Below are 22,786 nucleotides of genomic sequence, written 5' to 3'. Positions count from 1 at the left end.
GGATCAGCCTTTCGCCCAGCGGACAACGGTGGGTTCGCCATCGCCGAGAACGTCCCGGCTCTCGGCGATGAGTGTCGTTAGCCGCTCGGTCAGCTCGTCCAGGTTCGGCAACGGGTCGCCGCGGCGTGTCTCGGCGTCGCCGACAACCTCCAGATCGCAAGCAGTGCGCAGCCGTAGGCCACCGGACAGCAGCGACCGGATCTCCCACTGGGCGAGTGTGATCAGCATGTCGGTGGTGCCGTCCGGCAGGCCATACGACCGCAGCAGATCAACATCGACAACGAACGACGCCACGATGCGCTCAGCGGTCCATTCCATGCGGTGGAACGGCACCGAGCCGTAGCCCTCCGCGGTTCCTCCACCTTCGGCATCGCGGTCCAGCTGATGACGTACGTGGTCTGCCTTCCGTCCGCCTGACGGCGCTTGCTTGACGTTGTGTGCTTCGATGACGCCGCTGACCGCGCGAGGGAACTTGGGCTGGCCGAGCCATTCCTTACGAGAGAAGAACACCCCATGGACGAGGCAGAACGGATCCAGCTCCAGGATCGCGCGGGCCATCTTCGGATAGTTCAGCGGCGTATCCTTCGCCAACCCGAGCCGCGCGGTGATGACGTCGAAGAACGTGGTGCCGTCGTCACCTTCGGATTCCCATACGAACGGTGAGGCGAGTCGGTGTGCCTCGAGGCGGCTCGAGGTCAGGAACTCCCCGGTGCTCTGACGATCCACGCGCACATATGAGAGTCCTTGCACCACATCTTCCGGTTGTTGCGAACCCGGGTTCCACGCGGTTGCTTCCAACCGGTTGGCCATCGACTGCACCGACTCGACCAGCAAAGACTCGACGGGTTCCCCATCCTCTAGCCGAGTGAAAGTCGCGGCACCCAGGTCAGGGAACCCGGTTGGCTGAAACGTGCTGCCAAGGATCGGCTTGAGTTCGGCGTCGTAGACGTGACGGGTCGCGGTCATACTTCTGCTCCTTCGAGATCCTGGTTTTCGGTGCGGGGTTGAGGAAGGTCAGCGACAGCGTGCAGCGCGCGACGCCGGGCCGACGACGACGTTGGCACTAGCAACGCCGCAGCCAGCTCCGGACCATCGACGTCTGCCGCCGGTCGGACGAGACGCTCGATACCCGCGATCACGAGACGCCGGCGAGCGTCATCGAGGACGGCTGCCACCTGTGCTGTATGCCCGGACAGCAGTTGGGTGATCCAGCGGGTTCCCGGGCGGAGAAGGATGTCTCGTTCCTGTTCATCGCCGTCTTGGTGAATTCTGAGTGGGTGGACGGCGTAGAAGGGCAACAGCAACGCGAGCGCGGACGGAATCGGATGCCATTCCGCCTTCGGCCAGTCAGCGCGTTCTCCACGCCGCCAGTCCGCCAACATGAAGCCACGGAGCAAGTCACCGAACAGACGGTGGTCAATCGACCCCATCGCTACGGCGGCGACGTCCTCGAGCGGCGCCCACGAGCCATGTCGGAACGCGCTGAACACTCCACGCACGGCGGGCTGCACATCACCGTCACGTGTTGCCCCATCATTGTCCGCTGCCGCCCCCGGTTCGGGAACAACTCCTGGCCTCGCACGCCGTCGATGCGCCATAGCCAGCATCGTCGCCACGTCGACGCCGCTTGGCACCAGCGTCGGCCGATCGCTCCACCGCACGACGCCACGTTCTATCCGTATCGGGGTGAGCAGCTCACGCAACGCCGGACCGGGCTGCTTTCCGCCGTCGCGCCCCGACGCCAGCGCCGCTGCTAAACGCACCTCGCGCGAACCACCATCCAGCGCCGCCAGCCACTCGTGTGGGCGTCTGAGAACCAGCGGCCGGACTACTTCGCGGATCCGTCCCGACCGTGCCACCACATCGTGCAAACTCCCCAGCGCCATAAGAACCCGTTGAAGACCACGGCGGTCCTGGCCGCTCGAGACCGCGTACACGGCGGCGTCGAGTACCCGCAGTTCACTCGCCACCGCGGCGGGAAGGTTCCGGCCACGCAGACCCGACAACCAGGTGTCCAGGTCTCCGAGCAGCCGGACTTCGGGCCGGTGTTCGACGCTGACTCGATCGACCGGGACAGCGAGGGGATTTTGCCCGAGGCGGTCAACGACGACGTGCCGGGTGAACGACGACAACCCTCGGTCTACCCCAAGTGACGAGATAGCTCTTACGAAGTCCAAGCCGGTGCGCGCCGCCGTACCTCGCCACTCAGCCCGGCCTTCGCTCAAGAGCTGCTCCACTTCGGCCAGCCGGGCCGGCCGCTCCCACATCGGAGTCCAGATCTCACCCCTGGCCTGCTCACCAGCAGCGGCGTCTGGAGAACCGGCCGTGGAAGCGGCGACCACGAACGGTACCGCGGCGTTGACCGATTGTGCCCCGTACCGCCGGACGACGGCCGCCGCGAACAAGACCGCGCCTTCGAGGCCGAGCACAAACGACCATGGATTGACGAAGCCTCTGTCGTCGGATTTCTCCCATGGCGACGACTGAACGCCGCCGGCCCGACCCGGATCGAACTGCCCCACGGCATCCCGGCTGTAGCGAACCGACTCATCGCCGGTCAAGGCCGCCCGCAACCGGGTGAGATCAGGCCGGTCAACCAGCGCCACGGCACGCTCAAGGTAGGTGGCGGACAAGTCCTGACGGCCGAAGTTGCCACCAGTGCCAAGCAGGCGGTTATACGCCGGTTCGTCGTCCTGGCCCAGCACCACGGTCGAGTCCACCCACACGAGCGCGTCGTCGGGCAACATGTTCCGAGCGAGCATGACGACGTCGGCCTTGCGCTTCTTGGCCCACATCTCGGCGCCTTTGCCGGCCAGGCCGGCGTCCCGTCCTTCAGTGACGACCCGATCGGCCGCGGCGACGGCGTGGCGAACCGCGGCGAGTCGACCATCGGTGGACACCCGGATACGGTTCAACGTGTCCTCGGCGGAGCGGCTCCTGCCATTGCCGGCGAAACCCGATCCCGCGTTCCACGGCGACACGATCGGCAACGGCTCGAAGGTCTCGGCCAGCCGTGCGGTGAGCTCGTCGACGTCGGCGAACCTCGTCGTCAACACCATCTGACCGGCCGACCAATGCGCTTTCGCGTCGGAGTCAAGCAATCTGACCACTGCGCGCCACAAGCCCAGTCCGGTGAGATAGCTACCGAGCGGCTCGGCTCGGCATCCGACCAACACGATGCTGTTCACGCGCCCGTTCCCTCCTGGTACCGGCGGCTCACCCGCTGGTCGGCGACACGGACGATGGCCTCGAGGAAACCCAGCCGAAACGGTCCCAGGTCAGGCCGGTCTCGAAGAGCCGCGGTCCGGGCCGTCCAGGTAGGCTCGCCGTCTGAACCGATCCGGATGGCATCGAGGTCCGGCTGAACAGCTGGCACACTTTCACCGGTTATGAGCTGCAACGGCAACGTCGCGGCGTCGTCAGGATGTCCAACCCCGAGCACGGTCCCGTCTTCGGACTCCCCCGGCATCGAACGTACGGCCATCCGGACCTTGCCGTGGTGTGCCGCGACGAGATAGGCCACCAGGTCCGGGTCGTCCACACCGTTCAGCAGGTGGCTGGCGCCATCCAGGAGCATCAATGCGCTGACCAGCTCATGCCGGAAGTACCGGCGACGATGCCGCAAGCGCTGATGCGTATCCGACTTCGCCCAGATGCCGTCCCCCAGGGCGCCGTCGGCGGCGTTGCGCAAGGACTCCTGGAACACCGGGTGCGCCTTGCCCAAGTCGTGGAACCGACCAGCCAGCGCCGCTGCCTCCACGTGATGCGCGTCCAGACCCAGCAGCGGTCCTAGCTGATCGATCAGGGCATGAACCTCGCGGTCGACATCATCGAGATGCTGAGCCAGGGTGACCGCACGCCCACTCCGGGCGCTCGCGGTGTCGTCGCCCACCGCATCGACCGCGTCCACCACAGCGTCACCGGCGATAACAGGTACCGGTCGGCGCTCTCTCGGAGACCAGCCCAGTTCAGGGAGGTAACCGCCCTCGGCGGCGACGAGCAGATACACCGCCCCCGGCCGGACATCACGCTCGGCAAGAACTCTGACCCACTCGGCCGTCATGTGGTCATAGCGCCAAACAGCCTTCTTCTTCCGCACCCAGGCGCGCAGGCCACCGACTGGAACGGGGCACAATTCGTCCCTTGAAGGGATGCCCGCCGACTGCTCAGCGGTGGTGTCCGGCTCGCCGTTGCGCCACGCGGCGTAGACGGTTGTCTCGTCAGCGTCTCGGATCCAGCGCCCGACGTCGAGGTCGTTGCCCGCAAGGTCCGGCGTCGTATCGAACAAACCGAGCACGTCGCGACGCCGCAGCACCGGATAAACGGATCGCTCCTGAGCGACGTCCCGAGAGATGAGATCCCCGCTGGTGACCGACGACCCTTCGAGATCCCGCAATGCCGCCTCACTCGCTGCAAGATCTCCCTTCACGTAGGGCGCCGCGCTGGCCCGGCCGCCAGGCGGCGCGACCCACGCCAGCACCGCGCCGTGCGCGTTGCCGTCGCGGTTGCACCGTCCCGCCCGCTGGATTATGGACGACCATGGCGCCAGCTCGGTGACCAGCAACATCGACGTGATGTCAAGGCCCGCTTCGAGAACCTGCGTGGCGACGACGATGCCGTCCTCGACGTCCGCCAACTCAGCCGTACGGGCCTGCCGGTCCGGTGGGCGAAATCGCGAATGCAGGAGGAGCGTCCTCGTCTCGCCGGACAACGCGGCGAGCGATTGGTAAACCGCCTGAGCACGTTCGACCGTGTTGAGCACAACCAACGTTCGGGCACCAGGCTTATGCCGCGCGATGACCTCAGCAGCCAGCTCCCTCGGGTAACGCTTGGCATCGTTGCTGACGTCCAGACGGGTAACGAGGCGAGTGGCCGCGAGGCGATCGGCCAACGGACCAGTCCGGTCGGCCTCACTGATCTCGACCGTCGTCGACGGGCCCACGTAGTCGACCGTGGCCAGGGTGCCCAGGTCGACCGTCGCCGACATCCACATCGACCTACACGATTCGGCCGTCCCGAGACTCCGACGGAGGGCCTCGAGCTGGAGCGACGTCGGCAACCCCGGCCCCATCAACTGGACCTCGTCGAAGACGAACTGAGTGCCCGAGTTCAGCAGCCCAAAAGACATCGGCCGGGCTCCCGGCGCCTCCGCATAGCCCCGCAACAGCAGCCGCGACAGCACCATGTCCTGCGTGCCAACGAAGATCGCGTCAGCCTCGGGCCGGAGCTTCCAGGCGCGGTCGTCCCTCGACACTCCACCCAACAGCACGTGTACACCGATGTTGACGCTCACGCTCTCACACCACCCGCGGACAACACGTTCGGTCTGCTCGACCAACGCGCGTTGCGGCAACACGATGACGAGCCGCCGCGGCGTCGGCGCACGAACCGCGCCGTCCGGATGGAAACGGCGGCGATAGAGCCACGGCAACGTGGCCGCCAGCGTTTTCCCCGCGCCCGTAGGCACGTTGAGCAACTCGGGCAACCCATCCACCGCCAGCCGGCGCTGGTAGTGGTACGGCTCATGGCCAGCGGCTGCAAGCACCAACTCGTCAAAAGTGCAGCCGACGCGAACTCCACCCATCGCTACCCCTCACTGGTGCCTAGCCCCTCGTCACCGTCCGGGCCCCCATGACGTAATCAGACAGGTCGGACAGAACCCCTCACGAACGACGTGTAGTCACGGACCATACTCCGAATTTCGTGGCGAGAGTTCTCCGCGTCGTTCGCGAATTCTCAAATCGTTCGGGGCTCTGGGGGTCTTGACAGATGAGCGGGGACCGGTATCGTCACGGGCTAAGTTCGGTGGTCTGTTGAGGGGAAAACAATTCTTGGGGGTAAGGGCCTGCGGCCACGCAATTGGGTCAGGTTTTCCGTCGGCCGCCTGGTGCCTTCTTCCAGGGACGGCCACCGTTGGTGCGCGACTTAGCTGGACTACCACTCCGGGTACGAGGCGTATAACGGAGTGATTCGTCGAACTAATCGTTGGCACGTTCAAGGTCCATTCCGCCGTTAGTCACGTGCGGCTTGGTCAAGCGTGGCGAATTTGCCTACTGGGCAAACATAGCGGCGTCTCGTCCCGGTGAACCATCGCCAATCCGATGACGACAAGGGGGCGCCACGGTGCCATTCGTCAACCCCTACAACTTCGTGCCCTTACCCGACGTGGTTTCCCGGACTGAGCCTAGGTCGCGGACAGCGGCGTCCGGGCCGGATCGGTGGTCTGGGCGCGTCGACATCGAACTCGAACTCCGCAGCCCGCTCAAACTCCCGGCTACCGAAACGGCCGGCACCACTGACGACTACCCCGTGGTGCGTGGCTCGTCTCTGCATGGATCGATCCGAAACATGCACGAGGTCTTGACCGATTCGTGTATGCGGGTTCTGGATACCGATTTCGTTCCGGTTTACCGAGAACCCGTGGCCCTCTTGCCCAAAGAGTGGACCGTTGTCCGCATCGACTCTCTCGGCGACGATGGAGAAATCCTCGCAACGGCGGCCGAGCGACGCGATGTAATCAAGGCACTGCTGTGGAGTCCCGAAGAGGGCAAAAAAGGTGTCTTTGGCGCAGGTCCACCCAGGACGGGCGACCTCTTCGCCTGGCCGCGCACCGGCATCGACCGACCGAAAGCTGGACCACCTCGAATCGTCGATGGCACGCTCCATCGGGCGGAATCCGCCGAGGGGAGCCACGGGGTCGTGCTCATCAGCGACGGCGGCACCCGGACGGCCAACAAACGTTGGTACGTTGCATTCGCTCGGATGGACAACGCGGTACCGGTTTCGGTCAGCCCGGAAGCGATGACCAGCTTCAAAAAGGCAAGCGAAAACTCGGACGACAGCCAACAGCGCCGCAATGCTGGAACGGCCGGTATCGACGACAACCCGCTGCGTCACGTCGAGGTTCATGCGCCGAGCACGACGGAGGTTATTGGCTTTCGCGATCCCAGCATCGGTGACCCTTGGCCCGGCAGGGTGCTGTGGGGGAAGGTGGAGACCGTCGATGGACGACGTGTCGTCACAGAGTTGAAGGTCAGCCAGGTCTGGCGGGCGCTGGGAGAGACCCCGGTCGAGGAGCGGGTGCCGCCCGCAGTACTCCCGTGCGAGAGCGGACCGCGGCTGCGGATCGCGCTTGGCCTCGACCCGGCCGCGACGGAGTCGTGGAACAACCCTGAGATGCGCGGACTATGTCCGAGTTGCCTGCTGTTCGGCTCTGCGGTTGAGGACGATGTCGATCTCGACAAGCCCCGACGTCAGGGCCCCCAGCCACGCAATGAACGCAGGGGACGCAGCGGCGGCTACCGAGGCAGGGTCAGAGTCGCCGACGCGCTCCTGGTTGACGAGAATGGCCAGCCCTCGCCGGTTCATAACAAGGATCTCGCACCGATGGGCACTCCACATCCGGGTGCCGGCCAGTTCTATCTGGTGAACGATGGGCTGGAACATAAGACCACGTCGAATGGTGAACGGCCGCTCGCGTGGTGGTCGGCAGAGTCGCATCATGACTCCCCGCCACGGCAGATCCGCGGTAGGAAGTTCTACTGGCGGACCGACGTGGATGTCGAGTCCCAGACCGCCCGCAGCGCCCCGACTGACACCGAAGCGGCGGCCGAATCGATGGCCGCATCCCAACACGGTGCACGGATCGTCCAGCCCGGGGGCCGTATGACGGTCACCCTGTTCGTCGACGACGTGACGCGTGCCGAGCTTGGTGCGTTGCTGGCGAGCGTCGCCCCCGGACTCGTTCTCGGCCCTGACGACTCCCCCAGCGACTACGTGCTCAGCATCGGTGGAGGCAAGCCCTTCGGGTTCGGATCGGTGGCCGTCCGGACGGAAGACGGCGCCCCTTTGATCAAACTAGACCTGGCTACGGCACGGGGAAGATACCTGGGGGCCGACGATCAGACAGCGCCAACGGTTACCGAGGCCGTCGACGCCTTTCTGGCAGCCGTCGACCGGAACGCAAACTCGGCTCGATGGAGAGCCCTGACGGCGATGACGCGATTCGCACACGTCGACGATGCTCTGGTGCGTTATCCGAACGATGCCCGAGGTATCGATGCCAAGCCGGTGCCGGGACGCGGCGAGGATTCCGACTACGAGTTTTGGCAGTTCACCTCTGGCCAGCCGTCAACAGTGGAGTCCAAGATCAACGGTCGAACCGTCCGGGTCGACTCGAAGCTCCGCAGTTTACCGGCGCCGGACAAGGACGACGCCTCGATGCTCACCGGTGACGAACTCCGCAAAAAGGGGCGCACACCCCCTCCGAAGCCTCAGAAGAAGGGCGGTCGGAGATGACGCTGTACTTGCGCGCCGGAGTCGCCCGGATCCAAAGCTATGTGTCGCGCACCCCGAAGCTGTCGCTTCTGCGCGGGGCATCAACAGCGTTAACACATCAGCAGCTGATGGCGGCGGCAGCGAGCGCCGGGTTTCAGGCTCATCCGTCCGCCGTCAACGTCGACGGGGTCATCGACGTGGTCTCTGACCGTCAGGGGTCAGGTGAGGCGGAGGCTTCCAGGCTCGCGGTCGCACTGAGAAAACGGATTCCAGGTGCGGAGATGCACGTGTCCTGGGTGTATGCCGATGACGACGATCTGGCCCTTGGTGAGCTCGCTGCCCTCCAGGCCCAAGGACCCGGCCTGGCGAGCGTGATCGGAGACTCCGGGCGGATCGAAACACTGCCGTCGCCGAACGAGCTGCCCACCGCTCGACTGTGCGATATGTGCCGGTTGGACTCGGCTACGGCCACGATCAGCGTCAAAGACGCAGAAGAGAACCGGGTTCTCAGCGTCTGCCCGGACTGCTCGATGCGCAACAAGGTCAGCGGTGGCACCGGGCGAACCTTCGACGAGCTGGCGGCCCTCGACAAGCGCAGCGGCAACCACCTCGCGACCATCTATATCGACGCGAACCGACTCGGCGAGGTATTCCAGACATCAACCGCCAACGGCGACTTCCGTGTCATCGCGCGGTTATCCCGAGACGTCGCAGAGAGTGTCACAGCGGCGCTGGACGCCGGACGGATAGCTGCTAGAGAACACCTTGGCTGCGCTGAGGATCCAGTGATCGCCCACGTCACCGGGGGTGACGACGTACTGGTCAGCGTGCCCGCGCGGGCGGCGTGGCCGTTCACGCAGGCATATGTCCGGACAGCTACCACGGACATGCGGCAGGCCCTAAGCACACACCTGAACGACGTCCAGACGAGCTCCAGCGGGTCGGTCTCCGCCGGAATAGTCTTCGCGGACACCCACTACCCCTTCTCCGCGACCTCACAACTCGCGTATGACGTCCTGCGGCACGCGAAGAACGTGGTCCAAGGAGAACAGGCCAGCATCTCATGGGTCCACGTCACCGTCGACGGACGCAGGGTTCCACCTACTCGGGCGGTGCTCCGGGAGTCGTCACTCGACTCAACAGACGAGCTGCGCACCGCACTCAACGACTTCGCCCGCCTTGGCGCATCAACCCGGCGAAATCTCGCGCTGCGCTACAAGCCGGGCGACCCAAACCACTGGGAAACCTGGGAGCAGGAATGTGAACGGCTCGGGCTGGAGCCGGAGAGGTTCAAAACCCTATCCCACCCGCCGAACCCTGGTGTATTCACACCGGTCGAAGCTGAGCTGCTAGCCCGGAGTTGGTGGCATGACTGATCTCCGATTCACGATCACCTTTCACGGCCCGTTCCGGGTGGCTACCGGCCAGGCCGGCGCGGGTTTCGACACCATGGTGGACGAAGTGTCGCCGATACCGGCGCCAACTCTCAAAGGGTTCATGCGGGCGGCGGCCCGAGGTCTATCTATAGCTAACCCGTCCATCAACGCGGTGTTCGGCAGATCCCCACAGCCGTCACCATGGGCATGGTCCGACGCAGACATGAGCGAGGGCTTCAGCGTAGATGCCGCCCCCCGGGTGCGGGTGAAGATCGACGCGGAAACCGGCACCGCCGTGGAAGACCATCTTCAGTACGGCCAGATCGCGTGGGCGTCATCAGCCACGTTTGTGATATCGAGCCACTATCGCATCCCCGACGCTGAGCGAACCCGGCACTCCCTCATCCTCCGCGCTAGCGCCGCGTCGGTCCATGCCCTCGGCAATCAGCGCCGCCGCGGCCTTGGGTGGGTCCACATCAGCCCGGATCAGCCGCTGACCATCGATGATGTTAGAGAGCTCCGTGCACTGCAGGAGGTTCGGCCGTGACTGCTGTCCGGATTGTGGCGACCACCAAGCAATTCGTCTCCGTGGGCGCCAAAGGCGCCCTGGCGGTGACCGAAGGATTGCCGTACATCCCGGGATCGACGTTGCGGGGCGCGCTGGCGGCGCGCTGGTTACGTGAGCATGATCAGGAACGCCGGCGGGCCGAGTTCATCGACGTCTTCGAGCGCAGTCGGTTCGGCCCGTTGCTTCCCGCCGGTGGCCAACTGGTTCCCCGGTCGTATCGGGAGCACAAGTACGGCGCACCCGACGGCTGCGTTCCGCTCCATCGCCCGGACCCCTGGGGCGAGCCCAACAGCCGATGTCCACTTTGCGGCCAGCAGCTCGTCCCCGTCAAACAAGCACTCAAACCACCCGCCCATGATCCGACATCCCTGATGACGAGCCGGCCACGGGTCGAACTCACCGACCAGGAAACCAGCAAAGAAGGACAACTCTTCGAACGAACCGGCCTACGGTCCGGGACACCCCTGTCCGGCCACGCCTTTGTCACCGGCCCGGCGCGAGAATGGCTAGGCGAGCAGTGCACCATCCGCGTCGGTGGTGCGGCCAGCGTGTCCGGAGAGGTCCAGCTCAAGATCGTGGATGAGCCACCGGAAGCCGCGCCCCGCCTGAAGGCGACGGGTCGCGACGTGACGTTGCTTCTGGGCTCACCAGGCATCTTCGTCGACTCAGCGGGGCGCCCGGCCAGCACGCCATCCCGGAACGAGATCGCCGAGATCGTTCAGTCACCCTGTGAAGAGATCAGAGACGTGGCGGCCCGATGGTTACGGGTCGGCGGATGGCACAACGCAAGCGGGTTACCCAAACCAGCCGAATGGGCGGTCGACATTGGTTCCTCGTTCACCGCACGCTTCGCCACCGAGCCTTCTGAGCAAGGGCTGGAGCGGCTGCTTCGGCACGGCATCGGCCTACGGCGTAATGAAGGCTTCGGCTGGCTGAGCCCAGCACCCCGCCAGGGCCGAGAGAGGCAGGGATCGTAAGTGATCATACGCCTGGCAACGGTACACCTGCGGCTGCAAGAACCGGCCGCAATCAGCCCAGTCGTGGGCATCGAGGGCACGCTGGAGCTGCCCCGCGACAACGGCGGCCGGGTGATCATTCCCGAGACATCCATCGCCGGGTCGCTGCGATCACATCTTGCCGACGACGCGCGGCGGCTGATGGGCTACGTCGAGCGGAGCGGCGATACCAACAACGCCGGCCGGACCGTGGCCGTGTCCTCACGAGTGCGCATCATGGGCTGCCGAGCCGACGCTGGCACGGTCATCAAGAGGACGAGCACGGCCGTCGACCCCGCCAGCGGTGCTGCTCGGTCACGCACGTTGCGTACCAACGAATTGCTCCCGCCGGGAACCACGCTGGCCGTCTATCTACGCATAGACAGCAACAACAGGCAGGCGGATGAGCAAGACTGGAACGTTCTCTACGGCAAGCTCCACACCTGGTCCCCGTCCTTAGGCGGCGGAGCGTCGCGAGGTTGGGGCGCAACCACGGTCGAAGCCGTCCAGACCGGCACACTGGATCTCACCCGTGACGAAGATCTACTGATCTGGCTCACCTACGGCGGCACCAGCCTCGTCGACCACGTCGTCAGCGATGTCGAACTCACCACCAGTCCGCTCTCCGGGCACAGCGCCGTGGCGACATGGCGAAAGACCGCCACCTTCAGCCTCGCCTCGGGCCTGCATATCGGGAGCGGGCAGCACAAGGAGGGCGACAGCGGGAGAACCCCGGCCGAGCCGATGCGTGTTGACCACAACACCGACCAGTTCGTCATTCCGGGGAGCACCTGGAAAGGTATCTTCCGATCCCGGATGGCGGAGATCCTAGGCCGTCTGGGAGCCGGATGCCGCCGGTTCATAGACGCCGAACCAGCACCCGCCAAAGATGCGGGCTGCTCACCTACAACACCGTGTGAGTTCTGCCTGGCTTTCGGGGTCACCTACACCGAGCCGGTGCAGCTGCGGCCAGAGGTGCCGAGCGTCGTTGGGAGGCGGGGGTTGCTGCGCTTCTCCGACTCCGTCATCGATGCCGCTAAGGACACCTGCGTTACTCATGTCGCCATCGACCGGTTCAGCGGAGGCGGCCACGACCGTCGCCTCTTCACCAAACGGATCGTCACCGAAGGCCGGCTCGCGTTAACCATCACGGCACCCCATGCCCCCGCGCCGGGTGTCACGGCGCTTCTCGACGCCGTCATTCGCGACATCGACGCAGGGCTCGTCGGGCTTGGCCATGGCACAACCCGCGGGCTCGGAAGCCTGAGACTGACCGATGAAACCAACGTCGGCAGCTGGGACACGATCAGACGGAGTCTTAGAACCAGCGTGGCGGAGGTGAGCTAGGTGAGTACGACGTTCGTCCCTGGGCGGCTCATGGCGTCGGGATGGCGGGCATGGAGCGAACTCGTGTCCGTGACCGCCGGGTGGAGGGCCTGCTGGGCCGACCTCGACGGCTGGCACCAGGCAACCCACCTACCTCGAGCGTGTCCATGGACGAGCACGTTGTGGGCGTGGACACCCGACGAGACGATCATGATCCGGGCGCGCGTCAATCGAGACGTAGACAACGACGAAGCCACCGTCGTAATGGCCTGGCTGTCCACCGATCCCGCGGCCTCTGTGCCGGCGGGCTGGCGCGACGACGGTGAGCTGGAGGTTCGGGTCCAGACCGGTATTGAGTGGCCAGGACCGAGCGGCGGCGACACCTCTCGCGTCAAGATCAGGTGGGGCACACAAGCGTGGGGGGCACAACGCTGGCGCATCTACGACGTACTCGGCGGCATGCCGGTAACACTCGTCTCGGCGTCGACCAACTCTGACCGTCGTGCACAAGCCGCAGCTGGGACACCAGCGTGAGGGTACCCCGTTGGTGGCAGGAACTGGACCAAGATGTGTCCCGGATGGCACCCGCTATCGCCGTTGCGTTCACGACGGGAACCATATCGCTTGGTGGCGCCATCAGTTTCCTCCCGGGCATCATCACGAGCGACGCCAGCTCTCATAACTTCCTGGTGGAAGTGGGTGTTGGTTCTGCCCTTTTGGCGCTGGCCGTATCAGCCATCTTCGTCGGAGTCCGCCTGTGGTTCCGCCGGAGGCGGCTACTTGACAGTCGCGGCACGGCATACATTGTGAATGAGTCGGCAAAAACCTGGACCTATGAAGAGAAACGAAACTTCTCCACTAGAATCCAAACGGAATTCGCTCACATTATACGAGTACCTGGCCCAGACGAACTCGGGAGCAACTGGAAGTGGCCGCTGGACGAGAATGCCCACAAATGGAGTGGCAAGGTGGACGAACTCGTCTACGCCTTCTGGGCTGTCCAGTACAACGACAACCAGAGAACACGCAACAGCTTATTCATCTGGGCATGGTGGTCGGTATCGTTGGCATTTACGTTAAGGGCAATATCCGGCCGCCGTGGATTAGTGCTCGGAATACGGCGACGCCCAAGCGAAGGACGAGCCGGCCGGCTGGACCCCGAGGCATGGCGCGAGCCACCCAAGTCTTTCACTATAGATCCATCACTACCGGATGTAGGAGCGCCCGGCGCTATTTGGAAGGCAACGGCGAACTTTGGATCCGACGATCCTACGGCCAAGAATGCGGCTTCCCCCAAACCTGCGACGTTATTACTCGTCCGGATGAGCCCTGGGGCATGGGGTCCAATTCCACCCGGTGACGAAACACCCGCACAACCGATCCATCTCACACTCCGCGACGCAGGAGGAAACACCGGACTGACAGGTACAGTCGACCTCGAATTTCGGGAATGGCGAGCCTTTCCCGATACCCGACACCATGCGTGGGAGAACTACGAGCCGCTGGCACAATCAGCTGCGAGATGGATCAGCGCAGTATGGCGAGAGCGCGGAGGTGTGGTTCTTCTCGGCATGGTGGCCATGCCCGAGGCTGTCGCCGGGATAGGCATTCTCGCCACCCAGATGGGCGAGAGCTGGCCTGAGCACCTGTGGCCGGTTATGTGGAACGGCCACGGCGGGCCCATGGTGATCCCAGATCTCGACCTCGGACGTTCGGCAACTCGCTACTGGAATCATCAGTAGGCGTATCTTCGCGCCGGACAGGCAACCGGCTGACACGAAACCAGATACTCCCGCAGCATGCCCGGTGGTCGCTGCCCTAGCCCTCGTTGTCCTTGCGCTCGGCCGTGAGTTTGGCTTTGACGCTGGCCGCGTAGGCGTCGACGTACTCCTGCCCCGACAGCTCCATCAGCGCGTACATGATCTCGTCGGTGACGGCGCGCAGGACGTATCGGTCGGTGGCCAAACCTTCGTACCGGCTGAAGTCGAGAGGTTCACCGAAACGGATACCCGGACGCATCCGCTTGGGGATGAGCTGACCTGCGGGCTGCATCTCGGCGGTCCCGATCATGGCCACCGGGATGACCGGCACCTTCGCCTCGAGCGCCAGCCGAGCCGCCCCGGTCTTGCCACGGTAGAGCCGCCCGTCCGGCGACCGTGTGCCCTCCGGGTACAGACCCAGCAGCTCCCCCTCCTCCAAGACTTTCAGCGCGCTGCGCATCGCCAGCTCGCTGGCCCGCCCACCTGAGCGGTCGACCGGAAGGTTGCCGGTGCGCGAGAAGAAGAAACGTTTGAGCCGTCCTTTTAGCCCGCGCTCGGTGAAGTAGTCGCTCTTGGCCCAGAAGGTCACCTTCCGGGTCAGGACCAGCGGCATGAAGAACGAGTCCACGACCGTCAGGTGGTTACCTGCCAGGATAGCCGGCCCCTGAGCAGGCACGTTGTCCGCTCCTTCCGCCCATGGCCGGTAGTACAGGCGGAGCAGCGGACCCAGGAACACCTTCTTGAGCAGCCAATAGAGCACGTCGGAACACTACAACGAGAAGTGTCCGATCCGCGCGGGTTGGGCCGACCGGCGCGCCCCAGCAGCGGCGATCCGGCTGGGCCGACCGGTATGCGCATGGGTCGCCAACTTCGTGCGACGATGGGGTTATGCAGCCACGTCGGGCCGCCGTCGGCCTGTTCCTTATGCCGGATCCGAGGGCTGTCTTGACGCTGGCCCGGCCGGGTGTGGGCTGCGCCGCCCGCGTTCGCGCCGCCGTCACGTGGAAGATCCACGCCACCAGCGACGTTGCACCCGAGGGAAAGGGGTGACCAGCACCTGTGAGTGGCGAACGTGACGAAGACAAAGCGTGGGCCGACCTGGTCGACGCGTTCCACAGCGATCCCGAGCCGCGTGAGGGCACGCAGCGCTGGCCGGCGGCGGAGAACATCGACGTGGACGAGCAGCTGGATTCGCCGTCCGACACTGCTGCCCCCGTCGGACGCCGCCCCGACGACGACCTCCTCGACGGCGGCGACCTTCAACCCGACGGTGACCTCCGGCCCGACGGTGACCTCCTCGACGAGGATGACACCGACACCCCACAACCAGATCCTTTCGCCGGCGTGCGGCCGTTCAGCACCTATCCGGCTGCCGGGCCGGCCGAGCCGGAACAGCCAGCGCGCACCCACCAGCCGGACCCCGGCGACGCCTATCTCTCCGACGGCGACCACTTCGTCCCGCCGGATCCGCCTCCGCTGCCCCGCGGAGATCGGGTGACCAGGTGGGCATGGACCGGACTCATCGGTGCGCCGGCGCTGCTGTTGCTGGCCACTGTTATGGGCTGGACGCCGTCCAGCGAGGTGATGTTCGTCATGGCGGGTGGTTTCGTCGCCGGTTTCGTCACCCTGATCAGCCGGATGCGGGGGCGCAATCCCCACGATCCCGACGACGGCGCCGTCGTCTGACCGGCTGCCTGACCCGGCCCGGTCACCGGCCCCGGTCAGGAGTGTGGTGCCGGGGCCACGTCGGCCGGAATGGACAACTCGACCACAACCGGCCGGTGATCGCTCGCCTTCGCCACGAGCGGCGTATCCAGCACCTGGTACGACGTGATCTCGGCCGGGCCGCGGACGAACACACCGTCGATACGTCGCTGGGGCCGCGACGTGGAGAACGTCGGAGTATCGTCGTCGGCGCCGGCATCGACGTACTGCGCCGCCATCCGCGACCACGTCAACGCACCAGGTGATTCGTTGAGATCACCGGCGACGAGGACCACCGGCACCTCGCCGCCATCGGACAGCACGCTGGCCCGCATCAAGCCACTGATGTCGGTGAAATGCCGCGCCCGCTCGGCTGCGTCCAGCCCGAGGTGGATCGACGCCACCCCGAACCGCGCGGCACCTTTGCCCATGCGGGCCACCACGACACCGCGCCGGGTCAGCCCCGGCGTGGGGCGTAACCGGCGTTCGGCGACATCGTGCACGTCGACCCGGACGGCTGTCAGCAGCGCCGTGCCGCCGGTGTTCCCGCCGCCACCCACATAGAGCAGGTGGGCGCGCCGGGCCAGCGCCGCGGACCGCCCTCGCCACGCCAACCGGCGTGGTGCCTCTTGCAGACAGACGACGTCGGGGTCCAGCTCACGCAGCACCTGTGCGACCGGCGCCAGGCCGGCCCGCAACCCTTGGACGTTATAACTGACCAGCCGGAGTTTGGTGCGGGTGATGTCGGCCGGTCCGTGGCCGGGCGCCGGGTGCTCAGACACGTCCGAGATCCGCCGCGCCAACGATGCCCGCCTCGTTTCCTAGCGTCGCCAGCCGGATAGTGGCCTGTGGACGGTAGTTGCCGCCGGTCACCGAGCGCCGCATGGCATCTTCGGCCGGTTTCAGCAGCAACTCTCCGGCGTCGGCGACACCACCGCCGATGACGAAAGCGGCGGGGTCGAAGATGGCGGTGAACGATCCCATCGCGGCGCCGAGCCAGGTGCCAACCTCGGCGATGAGATACGCCGCCAGCACGTCGCCTTCCTTAGCTGCGGCGGTGACCATCGGTCCGGTGATGGCGTGCGGGTCTCCCCCGGCCAGCTCCAGCAGCCGATCCGCCGATCCGGGCAACGCCGCGGCGGCCTTAGTAGCGGCCGATCGTGCGTTGCGGACCAGCGCTCGCCCGCTGGCGTAAGCCTCCAGACAGCCTCGCAACCCACACGCACACAGCTGGCCGTCCGGAACCAGCCGGACGTGGCCCACTTCCCCGGACATGCCGTGCGATCCCCGGTACAGCGCGCCGTTGAGCACGAGTGCACCACCCACACCCGTACCGATGGTGAGCATCATCATGTCGTCGACGTCGACGGCCGCTCCGAACCTGAACTCGGCCCAGGCGGCGGCGTTCGCGTCGTTCTCGACCACAACGGGCAGCCCGGTGGCCGCGGAGACCTCGTCTCGCAGATCCACGTCCTGCCACACCAAGTTGGGTGCGAAGACCACTCTGGACCGGCCGGCATCGACGAAACCCGCCGCGCCGATGCCGACGACGTCCGCCGCGTGGTCGGCGCGCAACTCGTCGATAGCACCGACGATCGCGGCGATGATCGACGCCGCATCCTGCGAAGGGGTGTCACGCCGGGTGCTCGCGAGGATTTCGCCCTTCTCGTCGACAACGCCTGCCGCGATCTTGGTACCGCCGACGTCGACCCCAATACTGTGCGTCACGCCCCAGACCCACCTTCGACCCGCTTCTTGAGCTCTTTCAGCGCAGTGTCGATGATCACCTTCTCGGCCTTGCGCTTCATCAGGCCGAGAAGCGGGATAGCGACGTCGACGGTGAGCTGGTACGTGACGTCGGTGCCCGCAGCCGACTCGACGAGCCGATATGACCCTTCGAGCTGTCTGATCAACGAACCTTCGACGAGAGACCAGCGGACCTCGTGATCATCGTCCCACTCGTAGGTCAGCGTGTACGTGTCCTTGACCGGTCCGGCGTCGAGGACGAAGCGCGCCTCCCCGGGCCGGCCGTCGTCCTCGTAGACGGTGAGCACCTCGACCTCGCGGACCGAGGCGGTCCACTCCGGATACGCCTCGAGATCGGCGATCACCGCCATCACGTCCGCAGGTGGGGCGGCGATGGTGATACTCGACGTGGTCTGCGCTGCCATGGGCCCAACCTTAGAGCGCACAGCCGTTATAGGGATACCTGGGGCGCCGGCGTCGGCCTCCGGCCGGTGTGCTTGCGGTCGCCCGCCGGTGGATTCCGGGGCGGCATGTGCTGCGGACGCGGCGGAACCAGGCCCGCCACGTCTCGCGACCCGCCGCGGAGTGCCGACCACGCGGCCCGCCTCGACCTCGTCTTTGAGTTCATGAACGTGCCGTTTGAACGTGGTGACGTATCGGCGCCGGATCCGCTCGACGTCCACCCGTCGCCGACGCCACGGCCGCCAGCGCCGAGAGTTTCTCCCCGCGTCGGCGGTTGGTTCGGCGCGCAGGAACCAGTGCACGACGACGCCGTCTCGCCACCGTTCCAGCCAGATCTCGGCGGTGCCGACCAACTCACCGGCCACCCGCCAGCGCAGGCCGAGACTGCCTCGGTCTTCGACGACCACCAGCTCCAACCGTGGCCACCACCGGTGCCATCTCTCCGGGTCGGCGATGATCGCGGCCAACGCCGCCGGATCGGCCACGATGAACGACTCGTCCATGATGTCGACAGCCGGCGCCGCCACGACGCCGTCCGTCGGCTCGTCGCGATGCTTCTCACGTGCCATGACCAGCCTCTTCCACACCCGGCCGACACTGTCTCCCACCAGGGTGATCGGCGCCGCCAGCCTACCGGTCCGGCAGCGGCCCGGCGCCCCAGACCCAGCCCGGCGCGACCGACCGAGAGTGAACCGGCTCTGCGCACGCCACGTTAGGGCTACATAAGGCACACTTATCCGCTGTGAGCGTTCTTACGTCGGATCCGGCTGTCGCCCAGCGCCACTGGCGAGCGCTCGCGGTCGCTCGTCCCGGCATGCTGGCGCTGGTTGTCGCATTGACGGGGTCGGCGAGCAATCTAGCCGACGCATGGTGGTGGCTCAGCGCGCTGGCACTCGTGGCTCTGGCCGCCGCCATCGCCGAGCGGGCGATGCCGCCCTCCCGGCTGCGCGCCGCCGGCGAGATGGCGCTCGCATCGATCGTCATCGGCTTGGGTTTCCCGGAGGCCTACCTCGCCCTGCCGTACCTGCTCCTTCCCGCTTTCGCCGGGGGTCTCACCTGGGGTGCGGCCGGAGCGATCCTGGCCACCATCATCGCCGCCCTCGGCATGGCCGCCGGTGACATCCTCGCCCGCAACGCGCTGCTCGACCTCGGGTCGGCCAGCAGCCTCGCGGCGTGGCTGGCCATCGTGTTCATCACCGGGGCTATCGGCGCCTGGCTGCTGCGGCAGGAGAACGTCCACGTCGCCGACGGCGAGCGCTACGCCGCCGCCTACCGGTTGCTCTCCGAACTGCGGGTCGTGTCACGTCGGCTCTCCGGCGGGCTCGACCCGATGACTCTCGCCGAAGGCATCCTGGACAACTTCGCCGCCAGCTTGGAGGTCCGCCGCTCCGCCCTGCTGGTCCGGCGGGAGGGCGGCGTGCTGTTCCCCCTGGCCCGGCGGGGCGACGACGACGGCTGGCTGGTCGGCGCGGAACGTGACCCCGTCGTCCTCGACGCATGGACCAACGAGGTCCCGGCGTCGGCACCGGCCGGCCGTCGTGGGTACCGGGTTGTGCTGCCGCTGCGGGTTGGCTCCCGCACCATCGGTGCCGTCGTGGCCGACGTCGCCGAGCAGGCCTCCACCGACGAGCTCACCGAGCTGGCCCGGGCCACCGACGAGGGCGCCGTGCGTCTGGAGACCGCGCTCCTGTTCGACGAAGTACGCGAACTCGCCACCCGAGAGGAACGCCAGCGGCTGGCTCGGGAGATCCACGACGGCATCGTACAAGAGCTGGCGTCGCTCGGTTACCTCGTCGACGATCTCCTCGCCCGGACCACCAGTGCGGACACCGCATCGCTGGCGACCACCCTGCGCCGGGAGTTGACCCGGATCGTCACCGAACTACGCCATTCCGTCTTCGACCTGCGCAGCGACCTCGACCGGGAGGCCGGCCTCGGTGAGACTCTGTCCGGGTACGCGCGCCAGATCGGTGCCCAGGCCAGACTCAACGTCCACCTGGTCAACCAGGAGGGACAGGAGCGGCTTAGACCCGAGGTCGAGGCGGAGTTGTTGCGAATTGGGCAGGAGGCCATCACCAACGTGCGGAAGCACGCAAAAGCACGTAATCTGTGGGTCACCGTCAGTGTTAACCCGCCATCAGCACACATTCGCGTGGCAGACGACGGCCAGGGAATGCGTGACCGCCCGAGCGACCGCTACGGGCTGGACATCATGGCTGAACGCGCCAGGCGTATCGGAGCGACGTTAGTGATCGAAGATGCACCCGAAGGGGGTACGGTCGTGGGCGTATCCCTCGGGCCCGATAGCGAAGAGGGGTAATCCGTGCCAGTGACGGTCATGCTCGTCGATGATCACGAGCTCATCCGACAAGGGCTACGGCGTGCGTTCGAGCGCGACGCCGAGTTCCAAGTCGTCGGCGAAGCCGGCTCGGTAGCCGAGGCGCGCCGCCTCGCCGAGACCGCACAGCCAGACGTCGCCGTCCTGGATGTCCGGCTGCCCGACGGCAGCGGCCTTGATCTGGCTCAAGTCCTCCGCTCCGCCCGCCCCGAGATCGGCCTGGTGGTTCTCACCATGTACGCCGGCGACGACCAACTGTTCGCCGCGCTCGACGCCGGAGCGTCGGCCTTCGTGCCCAAGAGTGCTCCGAGCGACGATGTGGTGGCCGCCGCCCGGCATGCCGCCGCGAAACCATCATCGTTCATCGCCGCCGATCTCGCCGAGGCGATGCACCGCAAACTCAACCCCACCGGACCGCAGCTCACCCGCCGCGAACGCGAGGTGCTCGGCCTGTTGGCCGAAGGGCTCGGGGTGTCGAGCATCGCGCGCAAGCTGTACATCAGCGAGTCGACCACCAAAACACACGTGTCGAAGTTGTACGACAAGCTCGGCGCCGGGAACCGTGCACAGGCGATCATGGCCGCCGTGCGCGCCGGACTGCTCGACAGCTCCACCGAGCCCTAGCTCCCCCGTTGCGCACCTGATCGTCGTTTTAGCACCTGATCGTCGTTTTGGCACCTGATCGCCGTTTTGGCACCTGATCGCCACCGCGGTAGTGATCAGGTGCGCAGACGTGGTGGACGACGCTGGCCGACGGCGCCGTGGTGCATCTGATCACGTCTCACCATCCGAACGGCGGACGATCAGGTGCCACAACCGACATGGAAACGGTCATTAGCGCATCTGATCGTCCATCAGCATCCCGCACTAGCCACGAATAGCCCGCGCCGCGACACACGCGGAAGGATGGCGTCGCGTGCGCCGCTGGCGTCGAGAACGTGGCGCCCCACGACGCGACACGCGCGGGGAGGTGGGCGGCACACGCAGGCCCCTGATCACCGAGTGAGGACGGTGTGGAGGGTTTCGACGGACGCCTCCCAACTCCAGTCGCGCTGCACCCACTCCCGGCCCTTCATCCCCAGGTCTCGCGCGTGCTGACGATCGGCCAGCAGTGGGGCGGCATGCTCGGCTACCGCTACCGGATCGAGTGGGTCGACCACGTAGCCCGTCTCGCCGTGCCGGACCGTCTCCGGAGCGCCGCCGCTGTCGCCCACCAGCACAGGCAGGCCGGCGGCCTGGGCCTCAAGGAACACGATGCCGAGCGCCTCCGGCTCCAACCCGCCCAACCGGGTCCGGCAGGGCATCGCGAACACGTCCGCGGCGTCGAACCACTCGGGCGCCTGCGACCACGGGACCGCACCAGCGAAGAGAACGTTGTCGGTGACGTGGTAGTCACGAGCCAGCCGCTGTAGTCTCATCCGGTTCGGGCCGTCCCCCACCAGCACCAACAACGCGTCCGGCACTGTGGAGAGGATGTGCGGCATCGCCCGGATCAGCGTGTCCTGCCCCTTCCGGGCCACAAATCGTGACACCGACAGCAGTACGGGGCGCTGAGCACCGATACCGAGCCGTTCACGCAGGTGATCACCTCCGGCGCCTGGTCGGAAGACGTCAACATCAACACCCGGCGCCAGGCGCACCATTCGGTCCGCGGCCTCCGTGGAAAGTGCGTTCATGATCCGCCGTCGACAGAACTCGGACACGTACGTCAGGACGTCGCAAGTGTCGCCGACCCGTCGGAGCGCCCGGCGCGCCGCTGGCACCCGCGCCCACCACGTCTCATGGCCGTGGGTTAAGCCCACGATCCGATCCGCACCAGCCTGGCGCAACCTGGCAGCGAGCAGCCCGAGTGGTGCCGCCGCACCGAACAGCACCGATGTGCATCCAAACTCACGCACGACAGCAGCCGTGCGCTTCGCCACCCCGCGCGTCGGCAGCAGCGTCGACGACTTGTCTCGTAACACCGGATACCGCAAACGTTGGTCGAACATGGCATCGTCGGGCATCGACGCGGTGTAGACGATCACCTCGTCTGGTGGGAGCCGCTGACACAGCGCATAGACGAACGACTCGATGCCGCCGTTGCGAGTAGGAAAGTCGTTGGTGACGACGAGTGTGCGGCCCATTAATGTGAGCCTGCCACACGGATGACGCAAGGCACGGCTCTTTGCCTGAACTGGCTGATCATGTCTTGGGCGGCGAGCAGCGGCGGCATACCAGGTGCTATACCCATG

At 66.1% G+C, this 22,786-nt stretch carries 19 protein-coding genes; 11 read left to right on the top strand and 8 right to left on the bottom strand.

The genetic code is table 11. The features are described from left to right. Positions 1-3 precede the first annotated feature (3 nt). From cas7g to cas3g, 3 genes are read right to left on the bottom strand one after another with little or no spacing between them, the layout of a single operon-like run. Entirely contained in the window at positions 4-966 is a 963-nt protein-coding gene (cas7g, locus tag G8760_RS23560; protein WP_166355288.1) for a type I-G CRISPR-associated RAMP protein Csb1/Cas7g, read from the bottom strand. Then, positions 963-3,188, bottom strand: coding sequence for a type I-G CRISPR-associated protein Cas8g1/Csx17 (gene cas8g1 / locus G8760_RS23555; RefSeq protein WP_166355287.1), 2,226 nt, complete (start codon positions 3,186-3,188; stop codon positions 963-965). Before cas8g1 ends, cas7g begins: the two co-directional genes overlap by 4 nt. Next, the gene (cas3g, locus tag G8760_RS23550) at positions 3,185-5,584 is read right to left on the bottom strand and encodes a type I-G CRISPR-associated helicase/endonuclease Cas3g (protein ID WP_166355286.1); all 2,400 of its coding nucleotides are present in this window, start codon (positions 5,582-5,584) and stop codon (positions 3,185-3,187) included. Before cas3g ends, cas8g1 begins: the two co-directional genes overlap by 4 nt. A gap of 539 nt (positions 5,585-6,123) precedes the next feature. Here cas3g and G8760_RS23545 point away from each other — a divergent pair. From G8760_RS23545 to G8760_RS23515, 7 genes are read left to right on the top strand one after another with little or no spacing between them, the layout of a single operon-like run. Further along, a complete protein-coding gene (locus tag G8760_RS23545; protein ID WP_166355285.1) occupies positions 6,124-8,298 on the top strand; it encodes an RAMP superfamily CRISPR-associated protein in 2,175 nt (724 codons plus the stop codon). Continuing rightward, complete coding sequence (locus tag G8760_RS23540; protein ID WP_166355284.1) at positions 8,295-9,653, top strand: Cas10/Cmr2 second palm domain-containing protein; 1,359 nt, start codon at positions 8,295-8,297, stop codon at positions 9,651-9,653. Before G8760_RS23545 ends, G8760_RS23540 begins: the two co-directional genes overlap by 4 nt. Further along, positions 9,646-10,200 carry an RAMP superfamily CRISPR-associated protein gene (locus G8760_RS23535; RefSeq protein WP_166355283.1) on the top strand — a complete coding sequence of 185 codons (555 nt, stop codon included), beginning with the start codon at positions 9,646-9,648 and terminating at the stop codon, positions 10,198-10,200. Before G8760_RS23540 ends, G8760_RS23535 begins: the two co-directional genes overlap by 8 nt. Continuing rightward, positions 10,197-11,198 carry a type III-B CRISPR module-associated Cmr3 family protein gene (locus tag G8760_RS23530; protein WP_166355282.1) on the top strand — a complete coding sequence of 334 codons (1,002 nt, stop codon included), beginning with the start codon at positions 10,197-10,199 and terminating at the stop codon, positions 11,196-11,198. The genes G8760_RS23535 and G8760_RS23530 overlap by 4 nt, the downstream gene beginning before the upstream one ends. Further along, positions 11,199-12,563, top strand: a complete 1,365-nt coding sequence (locus G8760_RS23525; RefSeq protein WP_166355281.1) for an RAMP superfamily CRISPR-associated protein — start codon at positions 11,199-11,201, stop codon at positions 12,561-12,563. Continuing rightward, positions 12,564-13,076 carry a hypothetical protein gene (locus tag G8760_RS23520; protein ID WP_166355280.1) on the top strand — a complete coding sequence of 171 codons (513 nt, stop codon included), beginning with the start codon at positions 12,564-12,566 and terminating at the stop codon, positions 13,074-13,076. 44 nt (positions 13,077-13,120) lie between these two features. Beyond that, positions 13,121-14,284, top strand: coding sequence for a hypothetical protein (locus G8760_RS23515; protein ID WP_166355279.1), 1,164 nt, complete (start codon positions 13,121-13,123; stop codon positions 14,282-14,284). Between the two features lie 76 nt (positions 14,285-14,360). Here the strand turns inward: G8760_RS23515 and G8760_RS23510 are convergent, their stop codons facing one another. Further along, positions 14,361-15,062 carry a lysophospholipid acyltransferase family protein gene (locus G8760_RS23510; RefSeq protein WP_166355278.1) on the bottom strand — a complete coding sequence of 234 codons (702 nt, stop codon included), beginning with the start codon at positions 15,060-15,062 and terminating at the stop codon, positions 14,361-14,363. Positions 15,063-15,190: 128 nt separating this feature from the next. On the opposite strand from G8760_RS23510, the gene G8760_RS23505 reads away from it, so the two are divergent. Together G8760_RS23505 and G8760_RS23500 are read left to right on the top strand one after the other, a co-directional pair. Next, positions 15,191-15,352 carry a hypothetical protein gene (locus tag G8760_RS23505; RefSeq protein ID WP_166355277.1) on the top strand — a complete coding sequence of 54 codons (162 nt, stop codon included), beginning with the start codon at positions 15,191-15,193 and terminating at the stop codon, positions 15,350-15,352. A gap of 9 nt (positions 15,353-15,361) precedes the next feature. Beyond that, the gene (locus tag G8760_RS23500; protein ID WP_166355276.1) at positions 15,362-15,988 is read left to right on the top strand and encodes a hypothetical protein; all 627 of its coding nucleotides are present in this window, start codon (positions 15,362-15,364) and stop codon (positions 15,986-15,988) included. A 35-nt stretch (positions 15,989-16,023) separates the two neighbouring features. On the opposite strand, the gene G8760_RS23495 is transcribed toward G8760_RS23500, so the two are convergent. Genes G8760_RS23495 through G8760_RS30985 form a run of 3 tightly spaced genes read right to left on the bottom strand, consistent with a single transcriptional unit; the run spans position 16,024 to position 18,177 of the window. After that, a complete protein-coding gene (locus G8760_RS23495; RefSeq protein WP_166355275.1) occupies positions 16,024-16,788 on the bottom strand; it encodes an endonuclease/exonuclease/phosphatase family protein in 765 nt (254 codons plus the stop codon). Further along, complete coding sequence (locus tag G8760_RS23490; RefSeq protein ID WP_166355274.1) at positions 16,781-17,734, bottom strand: ROK family glucokinase; 954 nt, start codon at positions 17,732-17,734, stop codon at positions 16,781-16,783. Before G8760_RS23490 ends, G8760_RS23495 begins: the two co-directional genes overlap by 8 nt. Then, positions 17,731-18,177 (bottom strand): SRPBCC family protein, encoded by a 447-nt coding sequence (locus G8760_RS30985; RefSeq protein ID WP_166355342.1) that lies wholly within the window; start codon positions 18,175-18,177, stop codon positions 17,731-17,733. Before G8760_RS30985 ends, G8760_RS23490 begins: the two co-directional genes overlap by 4 nt. Positions 18,178-18,956: 779 nt before the next feature. Here G8760_RS30985 and G8760_RS23475 point away from each other — a divergent pair. Both G8760_RS23475 and G8760_RS23470 read left to right on the top strand, forming a co-directional pair. Then, complete coding sequence (locus G8760_RS23475) at positions 18,957-20,534, top strand: sensor histidine kinase (protein ID WP_166355273.1); 1,578 nt, start codon at positions 18,957-18,959, stop codon at positions 20,532-20,534. A gap of 18 nt (positions 20,535-20,552) precedes the next feature. Continuing rightward, positions 20,553-21,176: a response regulator gene (locus G8760_RS23470; RefSeq protein ID WP_166355341.1), complete on the top strand. Its 624-nt coding sequence runs from the start codon at positions 20,553-20,555 to the stop codon at positions 21,174-21,176. A 371-nt stretch (positions 21,177-21,547) separates the two neighbouring features. On the opposite strand, the gene G8760_RS23465 is transcribed toward G8760_RS23470, so the two are convergent. Continuing rightward, complete coding sequence (locus tag G8760_RS23465; protein WP_166355272.1) at positions 21,548-22,678, bottom strand: glycosyltransferase family 4 protein; 1,131 nt, start codon at positions 22,676-22,678, stop codon at positions 21,548-21,550. Positions 22,679-22,786 lie beyond the last annotated feature (108 nt).

The organism is Phytoactinopolyspora limicola (assembly GCF_011320225.1).
GTDB classification, from domain to species: domain Bacteria; phylum Actinomycetota; class Actinomycetes; order Jiangellales; family Jiangellaceae; genus Phytoactinopolyspora; species Phytoactinopolyspora limicola.
This window is presented reverse-complemented; position numbering and strand designations above follow the sequence as displayed.

What these genes read in the sequence shown, in the direction of transcription:
- G8760_RS23540 (WP_166355284.1), top strand. Translation starts at nt 8,295, where the DNA reads ATGACGCTGTACTTGCGCGCCGGAGTCGCCCGGATCCAAAGCTATGTG.
- G8760_RS23470 (WP_166355341.1), top strand. Translation starts at nt 20,553, where the DNA reads ATGCTCGTCGATGATCACGAGCTCATCCGACAAGGGCTACGGCGTGCG.
- G8760_RS23535 (WP_166355283.1), top strand. Translation starts at nt 9,646, where the DNA reads ATGACTGATCTCCGATTCACGATCACCTTTCACGGCCCGTTCCGGGTG.
- G8760_RS23465 (WP_166355272.1), bottom strand. Translation starts at nt 22,678, where the DNA reads ATGGGCCGCACACTCGTCGTCACCAACGACTTTCCTACTCGCAACGGC.
- cas7g (WP_166355288.1), bottom strand. Translation starts at nt 966, where the DNA reads ATGACCGCGACCCGTCACGTCTACGACGCCGAACTCAAGCCGATCCTT.
- G8760_RS30985 (WP_166355342.1), bottom strand. Translation starts at nt 18,177, where the DNA reads ATGGCAGCGCAGACCACGTCGAGTATCACCATCGCCGCCCCACCTGCG.
- G8760_RS23505 (WP_166355277.1), top strand. Translation starts at nt 15,191, where the DNA reads ATGCAGCCACGTCGGGCCGCCGTCGGCCTGTTCCTTATGCCGGATCCG.
- cas3g (WP_166355286.1), bottom strand. Translation starts at nt 5,584, where the DNA reads ATGGGTGGAGTTCGCGTCGGCTGCACTTTTGACGAGTTGGTGCTTGCA.
- G8760_RS23515 (WP_166355279.1), top strand. Translation starts at nt 13,121, where the DNA reads ATGGCACCCGCTATCGCCGTTGCGTTCACGACGGGAACCATATCGCTT.